This is a genomic window from Cellulomonas sp. (assembly GCF_035634735.1).
Lineage (GTDB): Bacteria > Actinomycetota > Actinomycetes > Actinomycetales > Cellulomonadaceae > Cellulomonas.
The window spans coordinates 1-18,228 of the sequence record NZ_DASQCJ010000190.1 but is presented as its reverse complement, the minus strand read 5'-3'; the positions used below and the strand labels follow the sequence as shown (position 1 = coordinate 18,228).

Genomic DNA, 18,228 nt, shown 5'->3' with positions numbered 1-18,228 from the left:
CCGGCAGATCCGGCACCTGCAGGAGGTCCCCAGCGACTTCTTCCGGCTGCCGATCTTCATCATCGTCTCGACGTTCTTCCTCATGCCGGTCCGCCTGCTCGGCTTCCTGCGCATGGCGCACGCCTCCGGCTGGGGCACCCGTGCCGGCGCCTACGCCGGTGGCGACCCGGGCTTCTCCGAGAAGACGCCGCGGGACTCGTCCCTCGAGGCCGAGCTCGGCCTGATGTCCGGCACCGCACCGGTCGACGTCGTCGACCGTCCCGGCGGCGGGTTCCCGACGCAGCGGGACCACGCTACGGACCCGGGCACCCCGGTCCACGCGCACGTCTCGCCCGCCGCTCTCGCGGCCGGCGACGCGCCGGAGAGCACCCCGGCCGCGACCACCGTCCTGGCGCAGCCCCACCTGGCCGCGCCCGACCGGGAGGCCGCGCTCGCCACCCTTCCCGAGAGCTCGCGCCGGCACGCCCGTGCCGCCGCGCCCGCGCCCGCCCGCCGGCGGCTCAACCCGCTCGCGGCGATCCCCTACGTGATCGCCGTGGTCCTGTTCGCCCTGGAGGCCCTCCTCTATGTCTGACGCACCGATCCCGCCCAGCGGCAAGCACTGGTGGGCCCCGACGATGGGCCGGATGACCGTCCGCGCCCGCGTCGCGACCGCCGTCATCGTCCTGGCCCTCGTGGCCGTCACCGCCGTCGTGTGGAACCTGCCGACGGTCTCCTCGATCGTCAACGCCCAGGCCGACGAGCCGACCGCCGCCGAGCTCGCGCTCCAGCAGCGGAACGCCGAGCTCGAGGGCCAGCTCCAGTCCAGCCGCGCGCAGGCCGACGCCCTGCGCGAGGTCCTGGGCGACGAGCAGGCCGCCCGCAAGAAGGGCGAGGAGTCCGCGGCCCAGAACCAGGCGCAGCGCGAGGCCGACGCCGCCGCCGCGGCGGCCGCCGAGGGCGACAAGAAGGCCACCTCCGGGTCGTCCGGCTCCTCGAAGTCGTCCGGCTCCTCGTCCCGCTCGGGCCGCGGCGGCTCGGCCGCCGCGTCCGGCTCCGGCGGCGGCTCCGGCGCGGCCAACCCGAGCCCCCCGCGCCCGGACAACCCGAGCACCCCGGCCGCGCCCACCAAGCCGACCGCCCCGAGCAAGGCGGCGCTGGTGAACCCGACCAGCCGCTACTTCGGCATGTACACCGAGCAGGCCCCGTTCAACTGGGCCACGTTCGACGACGCGGCGAACGAGGTCGGCCGGCAGCAGTCGATGGTCGGCTTCTTCGGCGGCTGGGACGAGGCGTACCGCGCCAACGCCGTGACCCGCGCCTGGCAGCGCGGCATGCTGCCGATGCTCACCTGGGAGTCCCGGCCGATCGGGTCCGGCAACGACGTGGTCGACGAGCCGGACTACACCCTGCCGAAGATCATCGCCGGCGACTTCGACGCCTACCTCACCCAGTACGCGAAGGACATCGCGTCGACCGGCCTGCCGCTCGCGATCCGGCTGGACCACGAGATGAACGGCGTCTGGTACCCCTGGGCCGAGCAGACCGGCTCCGGCGCCCCGATCAACGGCAACAACGTCGGCGACTACGTGAAGATGTGGCAGCACGTCCACGACGTCTTCGAGGCGAACGGCGCCAACCAGTACGTCATCTGGGTCTGGGCGCCGAACATCGTCAACAACTTGCCGGCCGCCAACCAGGGCACCGACTTCCTGCGGTCGCTGTACCCCGGCGACGCGTACGTGGACTGGGTCGGCGTCTCCGGCTACCAGCGCCCGCCGTACAAGGCGGACAACGACGCGACCTTCTCGTACACGTTCGACCGGACGCTGAACCAGCTCCGCGAGATCACCGACAAGAAGATCCTGCTGGCGGAGGTCGGCGCGTCCGAGGTCGGCGGCACCAAGCCCGCCTGGGTGACGTCGTTCTTCGAGGGCTTCGACCCCGGCCGCAACGACGACGTGATCGGCTTCGCCTGGTTCAACCTCGCGGTGACGACCTACGTCGACGGGCAGCTCGCCACCAACGACTGGCGCGTCGACTCCCGGGCCAACAGCCTCGAGGCGTTCCGCACCGGCCTGGCGGGCACCGCGCGCAACTTCGGCGGGACGGTGCTGGCCACCGCGCCGGCCGCGACCGCCGCGGCACCGGCGGCGGAGGAGCCCGCGGCGGCCGCGGCCGCCCCGGCACCCACCGCCGCACCCACCGCCACGCCGTCGCCGACCGCGAGCCCGGCACCGAGCGCGGCGCCCAGCGCCTCGCCGTCGCCGTCGCCCAGCGCGACCGCCTCCGCCACCCCGACCCCGGCGGCGACCCCGTGACCGCCCGCCGGACCCGCACTCCCCGCCACCCGCGCCCCACCGTGAGGAGCACTGCCATGAACGACGCGTCCCTCTCCGCCGCCGCCCTGTCCGCCGAGGGCCTGGCCGCGGCCGGCCTGCCCGTCGAGGAGCCGGAGGCCGGCTCGACCGGCGGCGCCCCGGCCGGTCCGCTCAAGATCGCCGTGTACGGCACCGGGTACCTCGGCGCCACGCACGCGGTCGCCATGGCCGAGCTCGGCTTCGAGGTCCTCGGCGCCGACGTCGACCAGGGCAAGGTCGACGCCCTCGCCGCGGGCAAGGTGCCGTTCTTCGAGCCCGGGCTGGACCCGCTGCTGGAGAAGCACCTCGAGACCGGCCGGCTGCGGTTCACCACGGACCTCACCGCCGCGGCGGCCTGGGGCGACGTGCACTTCATCTGCGTCGGCACGCCGCAGATGAAGACCAGCCACGCCGCGAACCTGTCCTACGTGGAGTCCGCCGCGACCACGATCGCGAAGAACCTCACCAAGGACGCGCTGATCGTCGGCAAGTCGACCGTCCCGGTCGGCACCGCCGCCCGGCTGCGCGAGCTCGTCGCCGCGGCGGCCCCGGCCGGCGTCTCGCTCGAGCTGGTCTGGAACCCGGAGTTCCTCCGCGAGGGCAAGGCGGTCGACGACACGCTGCACCCCGACCGCATCGTGCTCGGTGGCACCTCCCCCCGGGCCGAGGCCACGCTGCGCGAGGTCTACGCCGGCCCGATCGCCGAGGGCACCCCGGTCGTCGTGACCGACCTGCCGACCGCCGAGCTCGTCAAGGTCAGCGCGAACGCGTTCCTCGCCACCAAGATCTCGTTCATCAACGCGATCTCCACGGTGTGCGAGGCCGCGGGCGCCGACGTCACGGTCCTCGCCGACGCGCTCGGCCACGACATCCGCATCGGCCGGCAGTTCCTCAACGCCGGCCTCGGCTTCGGCGGCGGCTGCCTCCCGAAGGACATCCGCGCGCTCATGCACCGCGCCAACGAGCTCGGCGCCTACCGCGCCTCGGCCCTGCTGCAGCAGGTCGACGAGATCAACATGGGCCAGCGCGAGCGCGTGCTGGACATGGCGGTCGAGGCCTGCGGCGGCTCGGTGCTCAACCGCCGGATCGGCGTGCTCGGCGCGGCGTTCAAGCCGGACACCGACGACGTCCGCGACTCCCCGGCGCTGAACGTCGCGGCGGCGCTGCACCTGCGCGGCGCCCAGGTCACCGTGTTCGACCCCGAGGCGGGCGACACCGCGCGCCGGTCGTTCCCGACCCTGTCGTACGCCACCTCGATCGAGGAGGCCGTCGAGGGCACCGACGTCGTCCTGGTGCTCACCGAGTGGGACCAGTTCGCCACCGCGGACGCCGACAGGCTGGCGCCGCTCACCGCCACGCCCCGCGTCGTCGACGCGCGCGGCAAGCTGGACCCGAACCGCTGGCGCTCCGCCGGCTGGGAGTTCGCGGGTCTGGGGCGGCTCGCCGCCTGACGGGCGGCCACGGGACGGGGCGTCCTGGCGGGTCGGCGCGCGGAGGGAGCGCCGGCCCGCCGGGGCGCCCCTCTGCCGTGCCCGGGGCGGTCGGGCGGGCGCGCGCGTCGCGCTCGCGTCGAACGGCCCACGGTGGAAGGTTGTGACCGACACGCCGGCGGCGTGTCCGCCACGACGTTCCACCGTCAGGGGTTTGCGGGGTCACCCCGCGGCCCGCGCCCGACCCACCGAGGGGGACGACATGACCGTGCGCGACACGCCCTGGCCCGAGGGCACGCCCTGCTGGGCCGAGCTCGCGGTGCCCGACCTGGAGCTCGGCCGCCGGTTCTACGGCGCGCTGCTCGGCTGGGAGTTCGCGGTCGGGCCGGAGGAGACCGGGTTCTACTCCGAGGCCCTGGTCGGCGGCCGGCGCGCCGCGGCGCTCAACGGCTACCGGCCCGACCCGGACGCGCCGGTCGCCTGGCTGCCGTTCCTCGCGACGCCCGACGCCGCCGGCTCCGCGGACCGGGCCGCCGCGGCCGGCGCCACGGTGCTCGCCGGCCCGGTGGACGTGATGGCGTTCGGCGCGATGGCCGTGCTCGCGGACCCGGCCGGCGCGGCGGTCGCGCTGTGGCAGGCGGGCACGTCGCTCGGGGCCGAGGTCGTCGACGAGCCCGGCGCGATCGCCTGGGCCGAGCACATGTCCGGCGACCCGACCGCGGCGCGGGCGTTCTACCCCGCGGTGTTCGACTACGTGCTGCAGGACATCAGCACGCCCGGGTTCGACTACACCACGCTGCTGCTCGACGGGGAACCGGTGGCCGGGATCGGCGGCGGGTGGGACCGCGCGGAGTGGTGCCTGTACGTGCGGGTCGCGGACACCGACGCCGTCGTCGCGGCGGCCACCCGGCTGGGCGGCGGGGTGCACCTGCCGGCCGAGGACTCGCCGTACGGGCGGGTCGCGTCGATCACCGGGCCGTTCGGCGAGCGGCTCGGGCTGATGGGGCCGGGCACCGGGGAGGGCGCGGCGGCCGCCGGGGCCTGACCCGGCGGCGGCGGCCGGGCGCGGTCGGGTGCGCCTGCGCGGCTACCCTCGACGCGTGCCCGACCCGGACGACCGCCCCGCTCCCCCGACCGCCGACGGTCCCCGCGGCGCCCACCCCGACGCCGGCGCGCGGCCCGGCGACGCGTTCCAGCACGCCCCGAACGCCGAGGGCGACCCGATCCGCACCTTCCACCCGCGCCGCGCGGCGCTCGGCGAGCGGCGGGCCGACGCCCTCGAGCGGCTGTGGCCCCGGTTCGGCGTCTCGGTGCACGACCCCGCGCTCGGCCTCCCCCCGACCGCGCCCGACGGCACCCTGGACGCGGCGCGGCTGTTCGGCCGGTCGGCTCCGCTCGTCCTGGAGATCGGCTCCGGCATGGGCGACGCCACCGCTGCGATGGCCGCCGCCGACCCGGGCCGGGACTACCTCGCCGTCGAGGCGCACCTGCCCGGCATCGCGAACCTGCTCGTGCTGGTCGAGGAGCAGCGGCTGACGAACGTGCGGGTCGCGCACGGGGACGCCCTCGACCTGGTGCGGCAGACGATCGCGGCCGGCTCGCTCGACGCCGTGCACGTGTTCTTCCCCGACCCGTGGCCGAAGGCGAAGCACCACAAGCGCCGGATCATCGCCCCCGAGCACGTCGCGCTCCTGCGCAGCCGGCTCCGGCTCGGCGGCACGCTGCACTGCGCGACCGACTGGGCCGAGTACGCCGAGCAGATGCTGGAGGTCGTCGCGGCGGACCCCGGGCTGACCAACCCGCATGGCGGCTTCGCCCCGCGGCCGGCGCACCGCCCCGTGACCAAGTTCGAGCGCCGCGGCGCCGAGGCGGGCCGCCCGTCCCGCGACGTCATCGCGGTCCGCACGGCCTGACGCGCGCCCGCGCCCGCGCCGACGCACGCGGCGGGCTCGCGCACGCCGGGCTCACGCACGCCGGGCTCGCGCACGCCGAGGGGGTACGGAACACGTCGAGCGAGTACCCGCCGGGTACTCGTTCGACGCGTCGGCTACCCCCTCGCTGGCGGGCGCGGCCCCACCCGCGCGCCCGGCGGGCGGTCAGCCGCGGGCGAGGTCGTCGATGCGCAGGACCCGGTCGGCGGTGCGGACCGCGCCGGGGCGGTGCGCGATCACCAGGACCGTCCGCCCCCGCGCCGCCTCGGCCAGCGCGTCCTGGATCTCCGCCTCGGTCGCGACGTCGAGCTGGCTGGTCGCCTCGTCGAGCACGAGCACCGGGGCGTCCAGCAGCAGGGCCCGCGCGATGGCGACCCGCTGCCGCTGCCCGCCGGACAGCCGCTCCCCCATCTCGCCGACCCGGGTCTGGTAGCCGTCCGGCATCGCCACGACCGCGTCGTGCAGGGCGGCCCGCCGGCACGCGGCCTCCAGATCGGCGTCGGTGGCGTCCGGCGCGGCGAGGCGGAGGTTGGCCGCGAGGGTGTCGTTGAACAGGTACGTGCTCTGGCCGACGACGGCGACGTGCCGGCGCAGGTCCTCGAGCGACACGTCCCGGACGTCGACGCCGCCGAGCAGCACCCGCCCCGCGTCCGGGTCCCAGGCTCGGGTCAGCAGGTTCACCAGCGTCGACTTCCCCGAGCCGGACGAGCCGACGACCGCGGTGGTGCCGCCCGCCGGCACGTGCAGGTCGAGCCCCGTCAGCACGGGGCGGCGCTCCACGGCGCGCAGCGCGGCCGCGGCCGGGTCGTCGGGGTCGAGGTCGGGCGCGGGGTAGGTGAACCCCACGCCCTCGAACCGGATGTCGAGCGGCCCGTCGGGCAGCGGCACCGGGTCGGCCGGCGAGGTGGTGGCGGGGGCGGCGTCGGTGATCCGCCAGATCCGCCGGGCCGCCGCGAACGCCTGCTCCAGGTCGGGCGCCACGTCCTCGACCGCGAGCACCGGGGTGAACACCGCCAGCGCGAGCACGACCGCGACGGCGTACGCGGGCCAGTCCAGCGCGCCCGAGCCGACCCGCGCGGCGCCGGCGAGGGCCACGGTCACCACCGCGCCGACCATCAGCACGGAGTTCGCCGCGCGCCGGCGGGCGGTCCAGGTCGCGAGGCCCGCGAGGCCGGCGTCCACCTCGGCGGCGACGTCCCGGGCCTCGGCCCGGCGGCGACCGGCGGCGCCGAACGCCAGCACCTCGCGGACGCCCTGCAGCGACTCGGTCACGAGCTGGGCGAGCCGGCCGCGCGCGGCACGGACCCGGGTCGCGGCCGCCGCGCTCGGGTCCCGGCCCCACCCGGGGACGACGGCGCCGACCAGCACGAGGAACGGCAGCAGCACCAGCGCGAGCACCGGGTCGTACCCGACGGCCAGCACGACCAGCACCACGACCGGCACGACGACGGCGCTCACCGCGGGCACCAGCGTGTGGGCGAAGAAGACCTCGACCCGGTCGACGTCCTTGGTCGCGCGGTTCACCAGGTCCCCGGTGCGCCGGGACAGCACCCCGGCCGGCGACTGCGGGGCGAGCCGGTCGTAGAAGTCGACGCGCAGCATCGCCAGCGCCCGGAACGCGACGGCGTGGCCGGTGAACTGCTCCAGGTAGCGCAGCACGCCCTTGACCAGCGACAGCACGACCAGCGTCCACACGACCGGCGCGATCGGCGCGGCGGGGTCCTCGGCGACGCGGGCGACGCCCCAGGCCGAGACGCCGAGCAGGGCGATGCCGAGCAGCTGGCCGAGCACCCGGCAGACCAGGGACGCGGCCAGCGGCGGCAGCACGGGGCGGCCGAACCGGACCAGGCGGCGGGAGATCGCGGCCCGGCTCAGCGGGGCGTCGGCGGCGGTCCCGGCGGGGCGGGTGGGGCCGGCGGGGCGGGTCGCGGTGGCGCTCACGGGCGGGCCTCCTGCTCGGTGAGCGGGCCCGCGCCGACGCCGGACAGGTCCAGCGCGCGGGCGTAGTACGAGTCGATGCTGCCGAGCCGGTCCGGCGGCCCCTGCTCGACGATCCGGCCCTCGGCGAGCACCAGCACCTCGTCCGCGCCGCGGACGGTGCTCAGCCGGTGCGCGACGACGACGACGGTGCGCCCCGCGCCGGCCCGGTCGAGCGCCTCGACCAGCGCGGCCTCGGAGGCGGCGTCGACCTGGCTGGTGGGCTCGTCGAGCAGCAGCACCGGCGCGTCCTTGAGCAGCGCGCGGGCGACGGCGAGCCGCTGGGCCTGGCCGCCGGACAGCGACAGCCCGCGCTCGCCGACCCGGGTGGCGAGCCGGTCGGGGAACCGGCGGACGTCGTCGGCGAGGTTCGCCTCCGCGAGCGCGTGCCACAGCCGGTCGTCGTCGGCGTCGGGCGCGGCGAGCCGCAGGTTGTCCGCCAGAGTGCCGGTGAACAGGTAGGTGGTCTGCGCGACGACGGCGGTCTGCGCGCGCACCCAGTCCACGGGCACGGCCGTCGCGTCGTGCCCGCCGACGCGGACGGCGCCGGACGCGGGGCGCAGGTGCGCCTGGACCAGCGCGGCGACCGTGCTCTTGCCGGAGCCGGACGGGCCGATCAGCGCGACCCGCCCGCCGCGCGGGACGGCGAACGACACGTCGTCGAGCACCGGGCGGCCGCCGGGGTAGGCGAACGAGACGTGGTCGAGCGCGACGGCCTCGGGACGCGGGTCGCCCGCGGGCGCGGACCCGTCGCCCGCACCGGCCGCCGCGCGAGGATTCACGTGGAACGTGCTGGTCGCGGGCGCGCGCACGCCCGGGGCGTCGCCGGCGGTGGCCGGCTGCGCGAGGACGGCGTCGATTTCCCGGACCGCCGCGCGGCCGCCCATGCCGACGTAGAAGAACTGCCCGACCCGGTCGAGCGGCTCCAGCAGCACGGTCGACACCAGGACCACCGCGACCGCCTGGCCGGGCGTGATCGCGCCGTCCCGGAGCCGCGCCATCGCGAGCCCGGCCGCGGCGGCGACCATGGCCAGCGAGAACGAGGCGTCGATGACGAGCAGCACCACCTGGTTGCCGGCGAGCAGCCGCATGACCATCCGGCGCAGCTGCTCGGCGCTCCGGGCGAGCTCCGCGCCCTTGGCCGACGCGCGGTTGAACGCCGTCGACGTCGGCAGCCCCTGGATCGCGTCGAGGAACTGCGCGGCGAACCGGCGGGCGGTCATCCGGTACTGCACCGACACGCCGCGGAACAGCTTCTGGAACCCGTTGACCAGCAGCGGGATCGCGGGCAGCGCCAGGGCCAGCCAGCCGGCCACCACCCAGTCGACGGCCGCGCCGAGCGCGACGAGCGCGATCACGGGCACGGTCATCGAGGCGATGATCGGGAACTTGAAGGTGACCTCGTAGGAGGCGGCGCGCTCGACGCCGTCGGTGGCCGTCGACACGAACCGGCCGGACCGCTCCTGCGTCCGGAACGCGACGCCGAGCCGGAACATCTGGTCGAGCAGCACGTCGCGGCGCTCGACCTCGCGGCGGCCGACGGCGCCGAGGCTCAGGCGCGGGCCCGCGAAGGCCGCGGCGGCCGAAGCGACGACGCCGGCGACGATCGCGACCACGGCACCCGCGGGGACGCCGGCGCCGGTGCGGGCGCCGTCGACGACCGCGCCGAGCGCGAGGTAGACGGCGGTGGTGCCGGCCGCGACGACCCAGGTCAGCACGGCGGGCAGCAGGCTGGTGCGGCGCGCCAGCGGGGGCGTCGGGACCTGGGGCGGGCCGAGCGGCGCGCCGCCGGGCCGGCCGGGGTGGCCGCCGCCCGGGCGGCCGCCGCCCGGGTGGCCGCCGCCGGGGTGCCCGCCGCCCGGGTGGCCCGCGCCGCCCGGGTGCCCGCCGCCGGGCCGCCCGCCCGGGCGGCCTCCTCCCGCGCTGCCGGAGGGCCGGCCGCCGGGGTGGCCGGGGGCGCCGGCGGGGGTGCCGGGGTGCGGGGCGGTCATGCGGGTCCTCGGTTCAGCGGGGTGGGGCGCGGTGGGGTGGCGCAGGGGCGCGCTCGGACACGGTGCCACGCGCGGGCGGCGCGCGCGACACCGTGCCGGCGCCGTGGGGCCGGGGCGGCGCGACCGGGCCGGCCGCGCCGCCCCGTCGATCAGGCCGCCGCCGCGGCGGGGCGCTGCCGGCGACGGTACGCCGCCGCCGTCAGGAGCCCGCCGAACAGCAGCAGCGCGAGGGCGTAGCCGACCGCGTCGCCGGGCTCGGCGCCCGTCGTGGCCAGGCTGCCGGACGCGGCGTCGCACTCGACCTCCGCGCCGAGCGGCAGCGTGAACGACACCGGGTCGAGCGCGGCGCCCGCGGTGTAGAACCCCTGGAACACCGTCGCGCCGGCCTGGGTCAGCGTCGCCGGGACGCCGGACCACGCCACCTGCGAGGCGCCCGAGGACGCCGAGCCGGCGGACAGGTCCAGCGTGGCGACCGCGACCCGGGACGAGCCGGACGGGCTCGCGACCGTCATCGTCAGCGTCGCGGACGACGCGCTCGTGACGCGGACCGTCGGGTTCGAGAACGTCAGGTCCAGCTGCCCGGCGTGCCCGGTGAACTGCACGCCGCCCGACCAGGAGGCCGAGCCGACGTCGCCGGCGGTGTTGTACCGGCCGGTGCCGCCGGACCAGGTCCACGGGCCGGAGCCCGAGACGCCGGAGGCGCTGATCGAGCCGCCCGCGATCGGGCCGGTGACGTAGCTGCGGAACGAGTCCCGCACGCCCCAGGTGAACGACGCCCCGGACACGGCCCGGGCCACGCAGGTCGGCGCCGCCGCCTGGACGGTGATCGGGAACTCGAGCGTCTGGCCCGCGCCGATCAGCACGAGCGTGTGCGCCCCCGCCGGCGTGGACGCCGGGATGGTGAACGTCGCCGCGACCGTGCCGGACGCGTCGGCGGTCAGCGTCGCCAGCAGCACCGGGTCGGAGTGCAGCTCGAGGCGGATGCCGCCCTCGCCCGCGCCGAACCCGTTCGCGGTCAGGGTGAGCTCGCCGCCCGCGGTGACCGCGCCGGACGCGGTCAGGCCCTGGACCTCGCGGACCGGCGCCGGCGCGGCGTCGCCGCCGGGCAGGGTCGGCGTCGTCGGGACCGTCGGGGTGGTCGGGACCGTCGGCGTGCCGCAGTCCGTGGCCGCGCCGAGCGGCAGCGTGAACGACACCGGGTCGAGCGGCGCGCCGGCCGGGTAGAACCCGGCGAACGCCGTGCTGCCCGCGGCGGTGAGCGTCGCGGGGACGCCGGACCAGGCGACCTCGCCCGCGGTGGAGCCCGCGGTGCCGCCGGACAGGTCGAGCGTGGCGACCTCGACGCGCGTCGCCGCGCCCGCGCCGGACTGCACGGACATCAGCAGGGACGCCGTGCTGGCGCCGGTGACCCGCACCTCGGGGCTCGCGAACGTGAGGTCGAGCGCGCCCTCGTGGCCGGTGAACCGCACGCCGCCGGACCACGCCGCCGTCGCCAGGCCGGCCGCGTCGACCTGCCCGGTGCCGGCGGACCAGGTCCACGGGCCCGTGCCGGTCACGCCGGTGGTGCTGATCGAGCCGTTCGCGATCGGGCTCGTGATGTAGGAGCGGAACGAGTCCCGCACGCCCCAGGAGAGGGTGCCGCCGGCGATCGCGACGCAGCTGGGCGGGGTCTCGCCGCCGGGGGTGCCGGGGGTGCCGGGCGTGCCCGGGGTCTCGCCGCCCTCGCCGCCGCCGGGGGTGCCCGGGGTCTCGCCGCCCGCGGCCGCGAACGCGATCGGGACCGCGTGCTCGTTGCCGGCCTGGGTGGTGCCGCCGGCGCCGGTGGTGAACACCGCGAGCGTGCCGCCCGCGAGCGCCTTCGCGTCCAGCGTCTCCTTGTCCACGGTCACGGTCCAGGTGAAGCCCGCGGTGCCGTCGGCGGCGAGCGTCCACTTCAGGTACGGGCTCGTCTCGCTGACGCCCTGCACCCACGCGGAGTAGGCGTTGGTCCGGGCCGACGAGGCCGCGCCCTCCGACGGGCGCCAGGTGCTCGCCAGCCAGCCGACCTGGGCGTAGAAGCCCGCGGGCCGGCCCGCGTTCGGCCCGTACTGCCCGAGCGCGCTGGTGTCGTAGCCCGAGCCGGTGACCGTGATCGTCGCGCCCTCGGGGTCGAGGCCCGTCGTGGGCGACACCGCCAGCGTCGGCACCGCCGGCTGCGCCGGCGTCTCGGGCTCCGTCGGGGTTTCCGGCTCCGTCGGCGTCTCCGGCTCCGTCGGCGTCTCAGGCTCCGTCGGCGTCTCCGGCTCCCTCGGCGTCTCCGGCACGGCGAACGCGATCGGCACGGCGACCTCGTTCACCGCCTGCGTCGTGCCGCCCGCCCCCACGGTGAACACGGCGAGCGACCCGCCCGCGAGCGCCTTGGCGTCCAGCGCCGCCTGGGTCACGGTCACGGTCCAGGTGAAGTCGGCGAGACCGTCCTCGCCGAGGGTCCACTGCAGGTAGCTGCTGTCGGAGGGCTGCACGCCCTGCGCCCACGTGCTGTACGCGTTGGAGCGGGCCGCGGTCGCCGCGCCCTGGGAGGGCCGCCACGCGCTCGAGAGCCACCCCACCTGCACGTACACGCCGGCCGACTGCCCCGCGGTCGGGCCGTAGAGCCCGAGCGCGCTGGTGTCGTAGTTCTCGCCGGTGATCGTCAGGGTGGCCCCCTCGGGGTCGAGCCCCGCGGTCTCGGACACCCGCAGCGTCGGCCCCTCCGCCGCGACCGCGGGGGTCGCCACGAGCGCGGTTCCCGCGCCCACCACCAGCGCGACCAGCGCGCCGGTCACCGCGCGCCAGGCGCGGGTCCTCGTTCCTCGGTGCATCGTCTCCCTCTCCGGCCCGGGGACCCGGGCGATCGTGCGGGCCGCGCCCCCCGACGGGCCGCGGTCCTCCTGACGTCAGTCCTGCTGCTGGTCGCCCGGCGCGGCGCCGGGGGTCGTGCCGGGGGCGCCGACGACGACCGCCTCGGCCTCCCGCCGGCGCCGGGCCGCGCGCGCCCCGGCCACCCCGGCGACGGTGGCGGCCACCGCCGCCGCGACGGCCGACCCGGCGACGACCCACGGCGCGGCGCCGGAGCCCCCGCCGTCCGCGGCGTCGTCCGCCGGGGCCGCGACCGCGGTCACCTCGGTGGTCGGCCCGGCGGTCGTCGGCCCGGCCGTCGTCGGCTCGGCCGCGGGCTCGGCGGCCGCCTCCGCGCCCACGCCGGCCGCCGCGCCCGCGTCCCCCGCCCCGGCCGCCTCGAACGCCACCGGCGTGAACGACTCGTTGTTCGCGTTCGCCACCCCGTGCGCGCCGATCGTGATGACGCCGCAGGTCACGACGCGGCAGTCGACCTCGACCGTCCCGCCGTCGGCGTCGAGCGCGGTGAGCGTCGCCCCCGGGATCGTCAGGTCCGTCGCCCACGAGCCGTCCTCGGCGACGACGCCGCCGTTCGCCTCGACCGCCGTCGTCGAGCCGGGGAACGCGACGAACCGCTGGTAGCCCGCGTTCTCCTGGCCCTGCACGTCGACGGCGTACCGGTACTGGGTGCCGGTGACGCCGCCCGCGGACGGCCGCCAGCCGTCGCCGCTCGCGGGGTCGACCCAGCCGAACAGCACGTAGACGCCGCCGAACCCGCCCGCGACCGACTGGAACCCGGTGCCGGACACCTGCACGCTCGTGGGCGCGTCCGGCGCGGCGACGGCCTGCCCGCCCTCCCCGGCGACGACCACCTGGGGCGCCGCGGCGGCGGGCCCGGCCGTGGCGAGGGCGGCGGCGGCGGTGAGCGCGGCGGCCGCGAGGGCGCGGAGCGGCGTCGGGGTCATCGGGGGTCCTCCGGGGTGGTGCGGGCGGTGCGGTCTGGCAGCACGAGCAGGTCGCCCGTGCGGGGGTGGACGAGGACCTCGACCGGGTGCCGGTAGACGGCGCCGAGCAGGTCGGGGCGCAGCACGTCGGCCGGCGCGCCCAGGCCCCGCACCCGGCCGTCGCCGAGCAGCAGGACCCGGTCGGCGTACGCGCCGGCGAGGCTGAGGTCGTGCAGGACGGCGACCACGGCGTGCCCCGCGCGGGCGAGGTCGCGCGCCTGGCCGAGCAGCATCTCCTGGTGCCGCAGGTCGAGCGCCGCGGTCGGCTCGTCGAGCAGCAGCACCGGCGTGGCCTGGGCGCGGGCCCGGGCGTACGCGGTCCGGGCCTTCTCGCCGCCGGACAGCGTGGGGAACCGGCGGTCGGCGAGGTGCCGCACGTCGGCCGAGGCGGCGGCCTCGGCCACCAGGCGGTCGTCGTCCTCCTCGGCGGCGGTGCCGCGCCAGGGCGCGCGGCCCATCCGGACGACCTCGGCGACGGAGAACGGGAAGCTCAGCCGGTGCTCCTGGAGCAGCACGGCCCGGCGCCGGGCCAGGTCCGCCGGCCGCAGGCGCTCGACGGGCGCGCCGTCGGCGGTCACCGAGCCGCGGGCGGGGTGCAGGTCCCCGGCCAGCAGGCCGAGCAGCGTCGACTTCCCGGCCCCGTTCGGGCCGACGACCGCGAGCAGCTCGCCGGCCGCCACCCGCAGGTCCACCCCGTCGAGCAGCGTCGCGCCGTCGACGTCGTACCCGGCCCCGCGCAGCTCCACGGCCGCAGCGCCCGGCGCGGTCACGCCCAGCCCCCGGCCTGGCGGCGGGTGCGGCGGATGAGCCAGAAGAAGAACGGGCCGCCGACCAGCGCGGTGAGCATGCCGATCGGCAGGTCCGCGTAGGCCACGGCGGTGCGCGCGACGAGGTCGGCGGCGAGCAGCAGCACCGCCCCGCCGAGCGCGCTCAGCGGGACCAGCGCCCGGTGGCCGGGGCCCACGAGCATCCGGACCAGGTGCGGCACGACGAGGCCGACGAACGCGATGATCCCGCAGAACGCCACCGCCGCCGCGGTCAGCAGGGCGACCGCCACGATGCTGACCACCCGCAGCCGCTCGACGTCGACGCCGACGTGCCGCGCGGCCCGCTCCCCCAGCGCGAGCAGGTCCAGCCGCCGCGCGACCAGCAGCGCCACGAGCAGCCCGACCGCCACGAACGGCGCGACCACCGCGACGTACTGCCAGCGCGTCCCGTTCAGCGAGCCGAGCTGCCAGAACACGATCTGCTCGCGCGCCTGGGTGTCGGCGAGGAAGGTGAGGAACGCGATGCCCGCGCCGGCCACGGCGTTCACGGCGACGCCGGTGAGCACCAGCGTGACCACCTCGGTGCGACCGCCCGACCGGGCCAGCAGGTAGACCACGAGCGTCGTGACCAGGCCCCCGACGAACGCCAGCGCCGCCGACGTGAAGGCGCCGAGGAAGTTCAGCCCGAACACGATGCCGGTGCAGGCGGCCAGCGCCGCGCCCGAGGACACCCCGACGACGCCCGGGTCGGCCAGCGGGTTGCCGAAGACGCCCTGCATGACGGCGCCCGCCGTGGCGAGCGCGGCCCCGGCGAGCACGGCCATCACGACGCGCGGGAACCGGATGGTCCACAGGGCGGCGTCGCCGTTGGCGTGGCTCGGCAGCGGGCCGACGTCCAGGCCGAGCCGGTGCAGCACCGAGCCCAGGACCTCGGCGGGCGGGACCCGCAGCTGCCCGGTGCCGGCGGCGACCACCGCGAGCGCGAGCAGGGCCACGACCAGGCCGATCGCGAGCGGGACCACGCGGCGGTGCCGGGTGCGGGCGAGGCCGGGCGCGGGCGCCGCCGGGGCCTCGGCCGCCCGGTCCGCGGCGGGCTCGCGCAGCGCCGTCACGACGCGTCCGGCGCGTAGAACGCCCGGGCCAGCGCGTCGAGCGTCTGCGCGGAGGTGGGCCCGAACGACAGCACCTGGGTGTCGGCCATGTCCACGATCCGCCGGTGCTCGCCCGCAGGGGTCTGCGCCACGGCCGGCAGCTGCTCCAGCAGCCCGTCGACGCCGCCGACCGACTCCAGCCCCTTCGTCATCACCAGCACGAGGTCCGGCTGGGCGGCGACCAGGCCCTCGTCGGTCACCGGCCGCATCCCCTGCCAGCCGATCTCGCCGGCGACGTCCACCGCGCCGAGCGCCTCGATGAGCGAGTCCGCGCCGGAGCCCTCGCCGAACAGGTAGTACACGCCGGCCTGGCCGCGCAGGTAGAGGAACACCACGCGCAGCCGGTCGGCCGGGTCCTCGGGCGCCAGCCGGTCGACCTGGGCCCGGACGTCGGCGATCTCCGCCTCGGTGCGCTCGGCGAGCGCGGCGCCCTCGTCCGGCAGCCCGACGGCCGCCGCGACCGACGTGATCAGGTCGCCGACCGTGCCGAGCTCGCGGTGGGAGTCGACCACGACCACGGGGATGCCCGCGTCGCGCATCTGCAGCACCGTGTCCCAGGGGCCGAGCGTGGTGTCGGTGAGGATGAGCGTCGGCGCGAGCTCGAGGATCGCCTCGCCCGACAGGTCGTGCCCGCTCGTCGTGACCACGGGCAGGTCGGCGATCTCCGGGAAGTCGGACGACGAGTCCCGGCCGACCACGCTGCCGCCGAGCCCGAGCTCGAACAGGATCCGGGACGTCGAGCCGTACAGGTCGAGCGCGAGCACCCGGCTTGTGTCGGTGACCGTGACCTCGGTGCCCTGGGCGTCCGTCAGCGTGACGGGCAGCGCGGGCCGGGGGTCCTCGGCCACCGGGTCGACGGGGGTCGCCGCGGCCACGGCCGTCTGCTCGCCCGTCCAGCCGCGCGGGTCGTCGACGGGCGTGACGTCCGCCAGCGCGGGCCGGTCGCCCGCCACCGCGGCGCCGGTCCCGGCCGCGCCTGCCACGCCCGTGCAGCCCGCGAGCACCGCCACGACGACGGCCGCCACCAGGGCCGGGACCGACCGGCGGGCGGCGCGGCGGTGCGGGGCGTACGGGCGTGCGGGCATGACGAAGCGACTCCTGCGAGGGTGTGGCTCGCGCACGGGGGCACCGTCGATGGGGCGCCGCGGCGAAGGTGAGCCAAACCTAAGTTAGCCAACCCTCAGAAGACAAGACGCCGCGTCAGATCCGACAGATCGGACACGTTCGGGTGAGCCGGCCCTAGCCTGGGCCGATGGACCGCCGAGCCCGCGCCGACGCCCCCGCGCCCACCCCGGCGGAGCGCGCCGACCGCCTCAAGGAGCGGGTCTACGTCACGTTCGCGGCGCTGGCCGTCGTGCTCACGCTGCGGTCGCACGGCGACGTGACCGCCGGGGTCGCGGCGACCACCCTGCTCATCACCGTCGGGGGCACGCTGCTCGCGGTGCTGCTGGCCGACGTGGTGTCGCACATCGCCGTGCACGCCGCGCTGCCGACCGCCGCCGAGGCGCGGCACATGGTCGCGGTGTGCACCGGCGCGCTCGGCGTGCTGGTGCTGCCGATGATCTTCGTGGGCGTCGCCGCGTCGGGGTCGTGGACCGTCGACGGCGCGCTCCGGGCGTCGACGATCGCGCTGGTGGCGAGCCTCGGCGTGGTCGGCTGGCTCGCGGTGCGCCGGGTCGCGCTGCCGGCCTGGCAGAAGGTGCTCGTGCTCGTCGCCGAGGTCGCCCTGGGCGTCGCGGTGGTCGCCCTGGAGCTCCTCGCCCACGGCTGACCCCCGCGCCGGCGTCAGCCGCGGGGGCGGTCGCCCCTGCCCTCGGCGGCGCGGGCGGCGTCGCGCTCGCGCAGGCGCTGCTCCTCGCGCTTCACCTCGGCCTGGGTGGCGCGCTCGCGGTGCAGCCACTCCGGCGACTCCTCGACGATCGCGTCGATCTGCTCGGTCGTGAGCGGGTCGGTGAGGCCGTTGCGGGCGAGCCCGGACGTCGAGATGCGCAGCCGCGCGGCCACGACGGACCGCGGGTGCGGGCCGTTCTTGCGCAGCTCGGTCAGCCACGCCGGGGGGTTCCGCTGCAGGTCGTCGAGCTGCTCGCGGGACACCGGACCCGCCTGGAACTCCTCGGGCGTCGCGGGCAGGTAGACCCCGAGCTTGGCGGCGGCCGTGGCCGGCTTCATGGTCTGCGGCGTGCGCGCGCGGCGGGCGGGCGTGGGGGCGGGCTCGGAGGTCACCCCACCAGGATACGGACGCGGGGCGCGGCTACGCTGACGCCGATGTCCGAGCACCCCGCGCCCGAGCCCGCCGACCCCGCCGCGACCGGCGCCCCGCAGCGGTTCCGGCTGCTGCTCGTCCCCGGCGTCGTCCCCGCCTCCTGGGTCCGCACCTGGCGCGAGCGGGTCGCCGACGTGCCGCTCGAGCTGGTGCACGCGCCCGCCGCCGAGGCCGGCGCCGTGCTCGCCCGCGGCGGGGCCGACGCCGCCCTGCTCCGGCTCCCGGTCGACCGGGACCTGCTGTCGGCGATCCCGCTATACGTCGAGACCACCGTCGTCGTGCTGCCGAAGGACCACCTGCTGGTCGCGCTCGACGAGGTCGGCGCGGACGACCTGGCCGACGAGACGCTGCTCACCCCCGCCGACGACGTGCTCCGGTGGGACGACCCGCCCGGCGAGCCGTCGCTGCTGCCGACCCCCGCGACGACGGAGGAGGCGGTGGCGCTCGTCGCGTCGGGCGTCGGGCTGCTGCTGGTCCCGCAGTCGCTCGCCCGGCTGCACCACCGCAAGGACCTGACGT

14 protein-coding genes and 1 pseudogene are annotated in these 18,228 nt (G+C 77.4%); 7 read left to right on the top strand and 8 right to left on the bottom strand.

Annotated features, from left to right (window positions below; genetic code table 11):
- The 5 genes and pseudogenes from VER05_RS15760 to trmB all read left to right on the top strand — a co-directional run.
- Positions 1-574: pseudogene (locus tag VER05_RS15760) on the top strand (glycosyl transferase family 2); the annotation flags it as partial.
- Complete coding sequence (locus VER05_RS15755; protein WP_324846262.1) at positions 567-2,300, top strand: glycoside hydrolase family 26 protein; 1,734 nt, start codon at positions 567-569, stop codon at positions 2,298-2,300. The pseudogene VER05_RS15760 and the gene VER05_RS15755, both read left to right, overlap by 8 nt.
- 56 nt (positions 2,301-2,356) lie before the next feature.
- Positions 2,357-3,790: a UDP-glucose/GDP-mannose dehydrogenase family protein gene (locus tag VER05_RS15750; RefSeq protein ID WP_324846261.1), complete on the top strand. Its 1,434-nt coding sequence runs from the start codon at positions 2,357-2,359 to the stop codon at positions 3,788-3,790.
- A 241-nt stretch (positions 3,791-4,031) separates the two neighbouring features.
- Positions 4,032-4,814 carry a VOC family protein gene (locus tag VER05_RS15745; protein WP_324846260.1) on the top strand — a complete coding sequence of 261 codons (783 nt, stop codon included), beginning with the start codon at positions 4,032-4,034 and terminating at the stop codon, positions 4,812-4,814.
- A 55-nt stretch (positions 4,815-4,869) separates the two neighbouring features.
- Positions 4,870-5,682: a tRNA (guanosine(46)-N7)-methyltransferase TrmB gene (gene trmB / locus VER05_RS15740; protein ID WP_324846259.1), complete on the top strand. Its 813-nt coding sequence runs from the start codon at positions 4,870-4,872 to the stop codon at positions 5,680-5,682.
- 183 nt (positions 5,683-5,865) lie between these two features.
- Here the strand turns inward: trmB and cydC are convergent, their stop codons facing one another.
- The 7 genes from cydC to VER05_RS15705 form a co-directional block, all read right to left on the bottom strand.
- Complete coding sequence (gene cydC, locus VER05_RS15735; protein ID WP_324846258.1) at positions 5,866-7,641, bottom strand: thiol reductant ABC exporter subunit CydC; 1,776 nt, start codon at positions 7,639-7,641, stop codon at positions 5,866-5,868.
- Complete coding sequence (locus VER05_RS15730; RefSeq protein ID WP_324846257.1) at positions 7,638-9,668, bottom strand: ABC transporter ATP-binding protein; 2,031 nt, start codon at positions 9,666-9,668, stop codon at positions 7,638-7,640. The genes cydC and VER05_RS15730 overlap by 4 nt, the downstream gene beginning before the upstream one ends.
- Positions 9,669-9,817: 149 nt before the next feature.
- Positions 9,818-12,508: an HtaA domain-containing protein gene (locus VER05_RS15725; RefSeq protein ID WP_324846256.1), complete on the bottom strand. Its 2,691-nt coding sequence runs from the start codon at positions 12,506-12,508 to the stop codon at positions 9,818-9,820.
- 75 nt (positions 12,509-12,583) lie between these two features.
- A complete protein-coding gene (locus VER05_RS15720; protein ID WP_324846255.1) occupies positions 12,584-13,489 on the bottom strand; it encodes a hypothetical protein in 906 nt (301 codons plus the stop codon).
- Positions 13,486-14,298, bottom strand: coding sequence for a heme ABC transporter ATP-binding protein (locus VER05_RS15715; protein WP_324846254.1), 813 nt, complete (start codon positions 14,296-14,298; stop codon positions 13,486-13,488). The genes VER05_RS15720 and VER05_RS15715 overlap by 4 nt, the downstream gene beginning before the upstream one ends.
- Positions 14,295-15,398: a FecCD family ABC transporter permease gene (locus tag VER05_RS15710; RefSeq protein ID WP_414647639.1), complete on the bottom strand. Its 1,104-nt coding sequence runs from the start codon at positions 15,396-15,398 to the stop codon at positions 14,295-14,297. Before VER05_RS15710 ends, VER05_RS15715 begins: the two co-directional genes overlap by 4 nt.
- A gap of 5 nt (positions 15,399-15,403) precedes the next feature.
- Positions 15,404-16,531 (bottom strand): heme/hemin ABC transporter substrate-binding protein, encoded by a 1,128-nt coding sequence (locus VER05_RS15705; RefSeq protein WP_324846253.1) that lies wholly within the window; start codon positions 16,529-16,531, stop codon positions 15,404-15,406.
- A gap of 167 nt (positions 16,532-16,698) precedes the next feature.
- Between VER05_RS15705 and VER05_RS15700 the strand changes: the two genes are divergently transcribed.
- The gene (locus VER05_RS15700) at positions 16,699-17,217 is read left to right on the top strand and encodes a hypothetical protein (protein WP_324846252.1); all 519 of its coding nucleotides are present in this window, start codon (positions 16,699-16,701) and stop codon (positions 17,215-17,217) included.
- 14 nt (positions 17,218-17,231) lie between these two features.
- Here the strand turns inward: VER05_RS15700 and VER05_RS15695 are convergent, their stop codons facing one another.
- Positions 17,232-17,615 carry a DUF5997 family protein gene (locus VER05_RS15695; RefSeq protein ID WP_324846263.1) on the bottom strand — a complete coding sequence of 128 codons (384 nt, stop codon included), beginning with the start codon at positions 17,613-17,615 and terminating at the stop codon, positions 17,232-17,234.
- Positions 17,616-17,711: 96 nt separating this feature from the next.
- Between VER05_RS15695 and VER05_RS15690 the strand changes: the two genes are divergently transcribed.
- On the top strand, positions 17,712-18,228 hold a 517-nt coding region (locus VER05_RS15690; protein WP_324846251.1), incomplete at its 3' end, for a LysR substrate-binding domain-containing protein.

What these genes read in the sequence shown, in the direction of transcription:
- VER05_RS15725 (WP_324846256.1), bottom strand. Translation starts at nt 12,508, where the DNA reads ATGCACCGAGGAACGAGGACCCGCGCCTGGCGCGCGGTGACCGGCGCG.
- VER05_RS15730 (WP_324846257.1), bottom strand. Translation starts at nt 9,668, where the DNA reads ATGACCGCCCCGCACCCCGGCACCCCCGCCGGCGCCCCCGGCCACCCC.
- VER05_RS15705 (WP_324846253.1), bottom strand. Translation starts at nt 16,531, where the DNA reads ATGCCCGCACGCCCGTACGCCCCGCACCGCCGCGCCGCCCGCCGGTCG.
- VER05_RS15700 (WP_324846252.1), top strand. Translation starts at nt 16,699, where the DNA reads ATGGACCGCCGAGCCCGCGCCGACGCCCCCGCGCCCACCCCGGCGGAG.
- VER05_RS15755 (WP_324846262.1), top strand. Translation starts at nt 567, where the DNA reads ATGTCTGACGCACCGATCCCGCCCAGCGGCAAGCACTGGTGGGCCCCG.
- VER05_RS15745 (WP_324846260.1), top strand. Translation starts at nt 4,032, where the DNA reads ATGACCGTGCGCGACACGCCCTGGCCCGAGGGCACGCCCTGCTGGGCC.
- VER05_RS15750 (WP_324846261.1), top strand. Translation starts at nt 2,357, where the DNA reads ATGAACGACGCGTCCCTCTCCGCCGCCGCCCTGTCCGCCGAGGGCCTG.
- VER05_RS15720 (WP_324846255.1), bottom strand. Translation starts at nt 13,489, where the DNA reads ATGACCCCGACGCCGCTCCGCGCCCTCGCGGCCGCCGCGCTCACCGCC.
- VER05_RS15695 (WP_324846263.1), bottom strand. Translation starts at nt 17,615, where the DNA reads ATGAAGCCGGCCACGGCCGCCGCCAAGCTCGGGGTCTACCTGCCCGCG.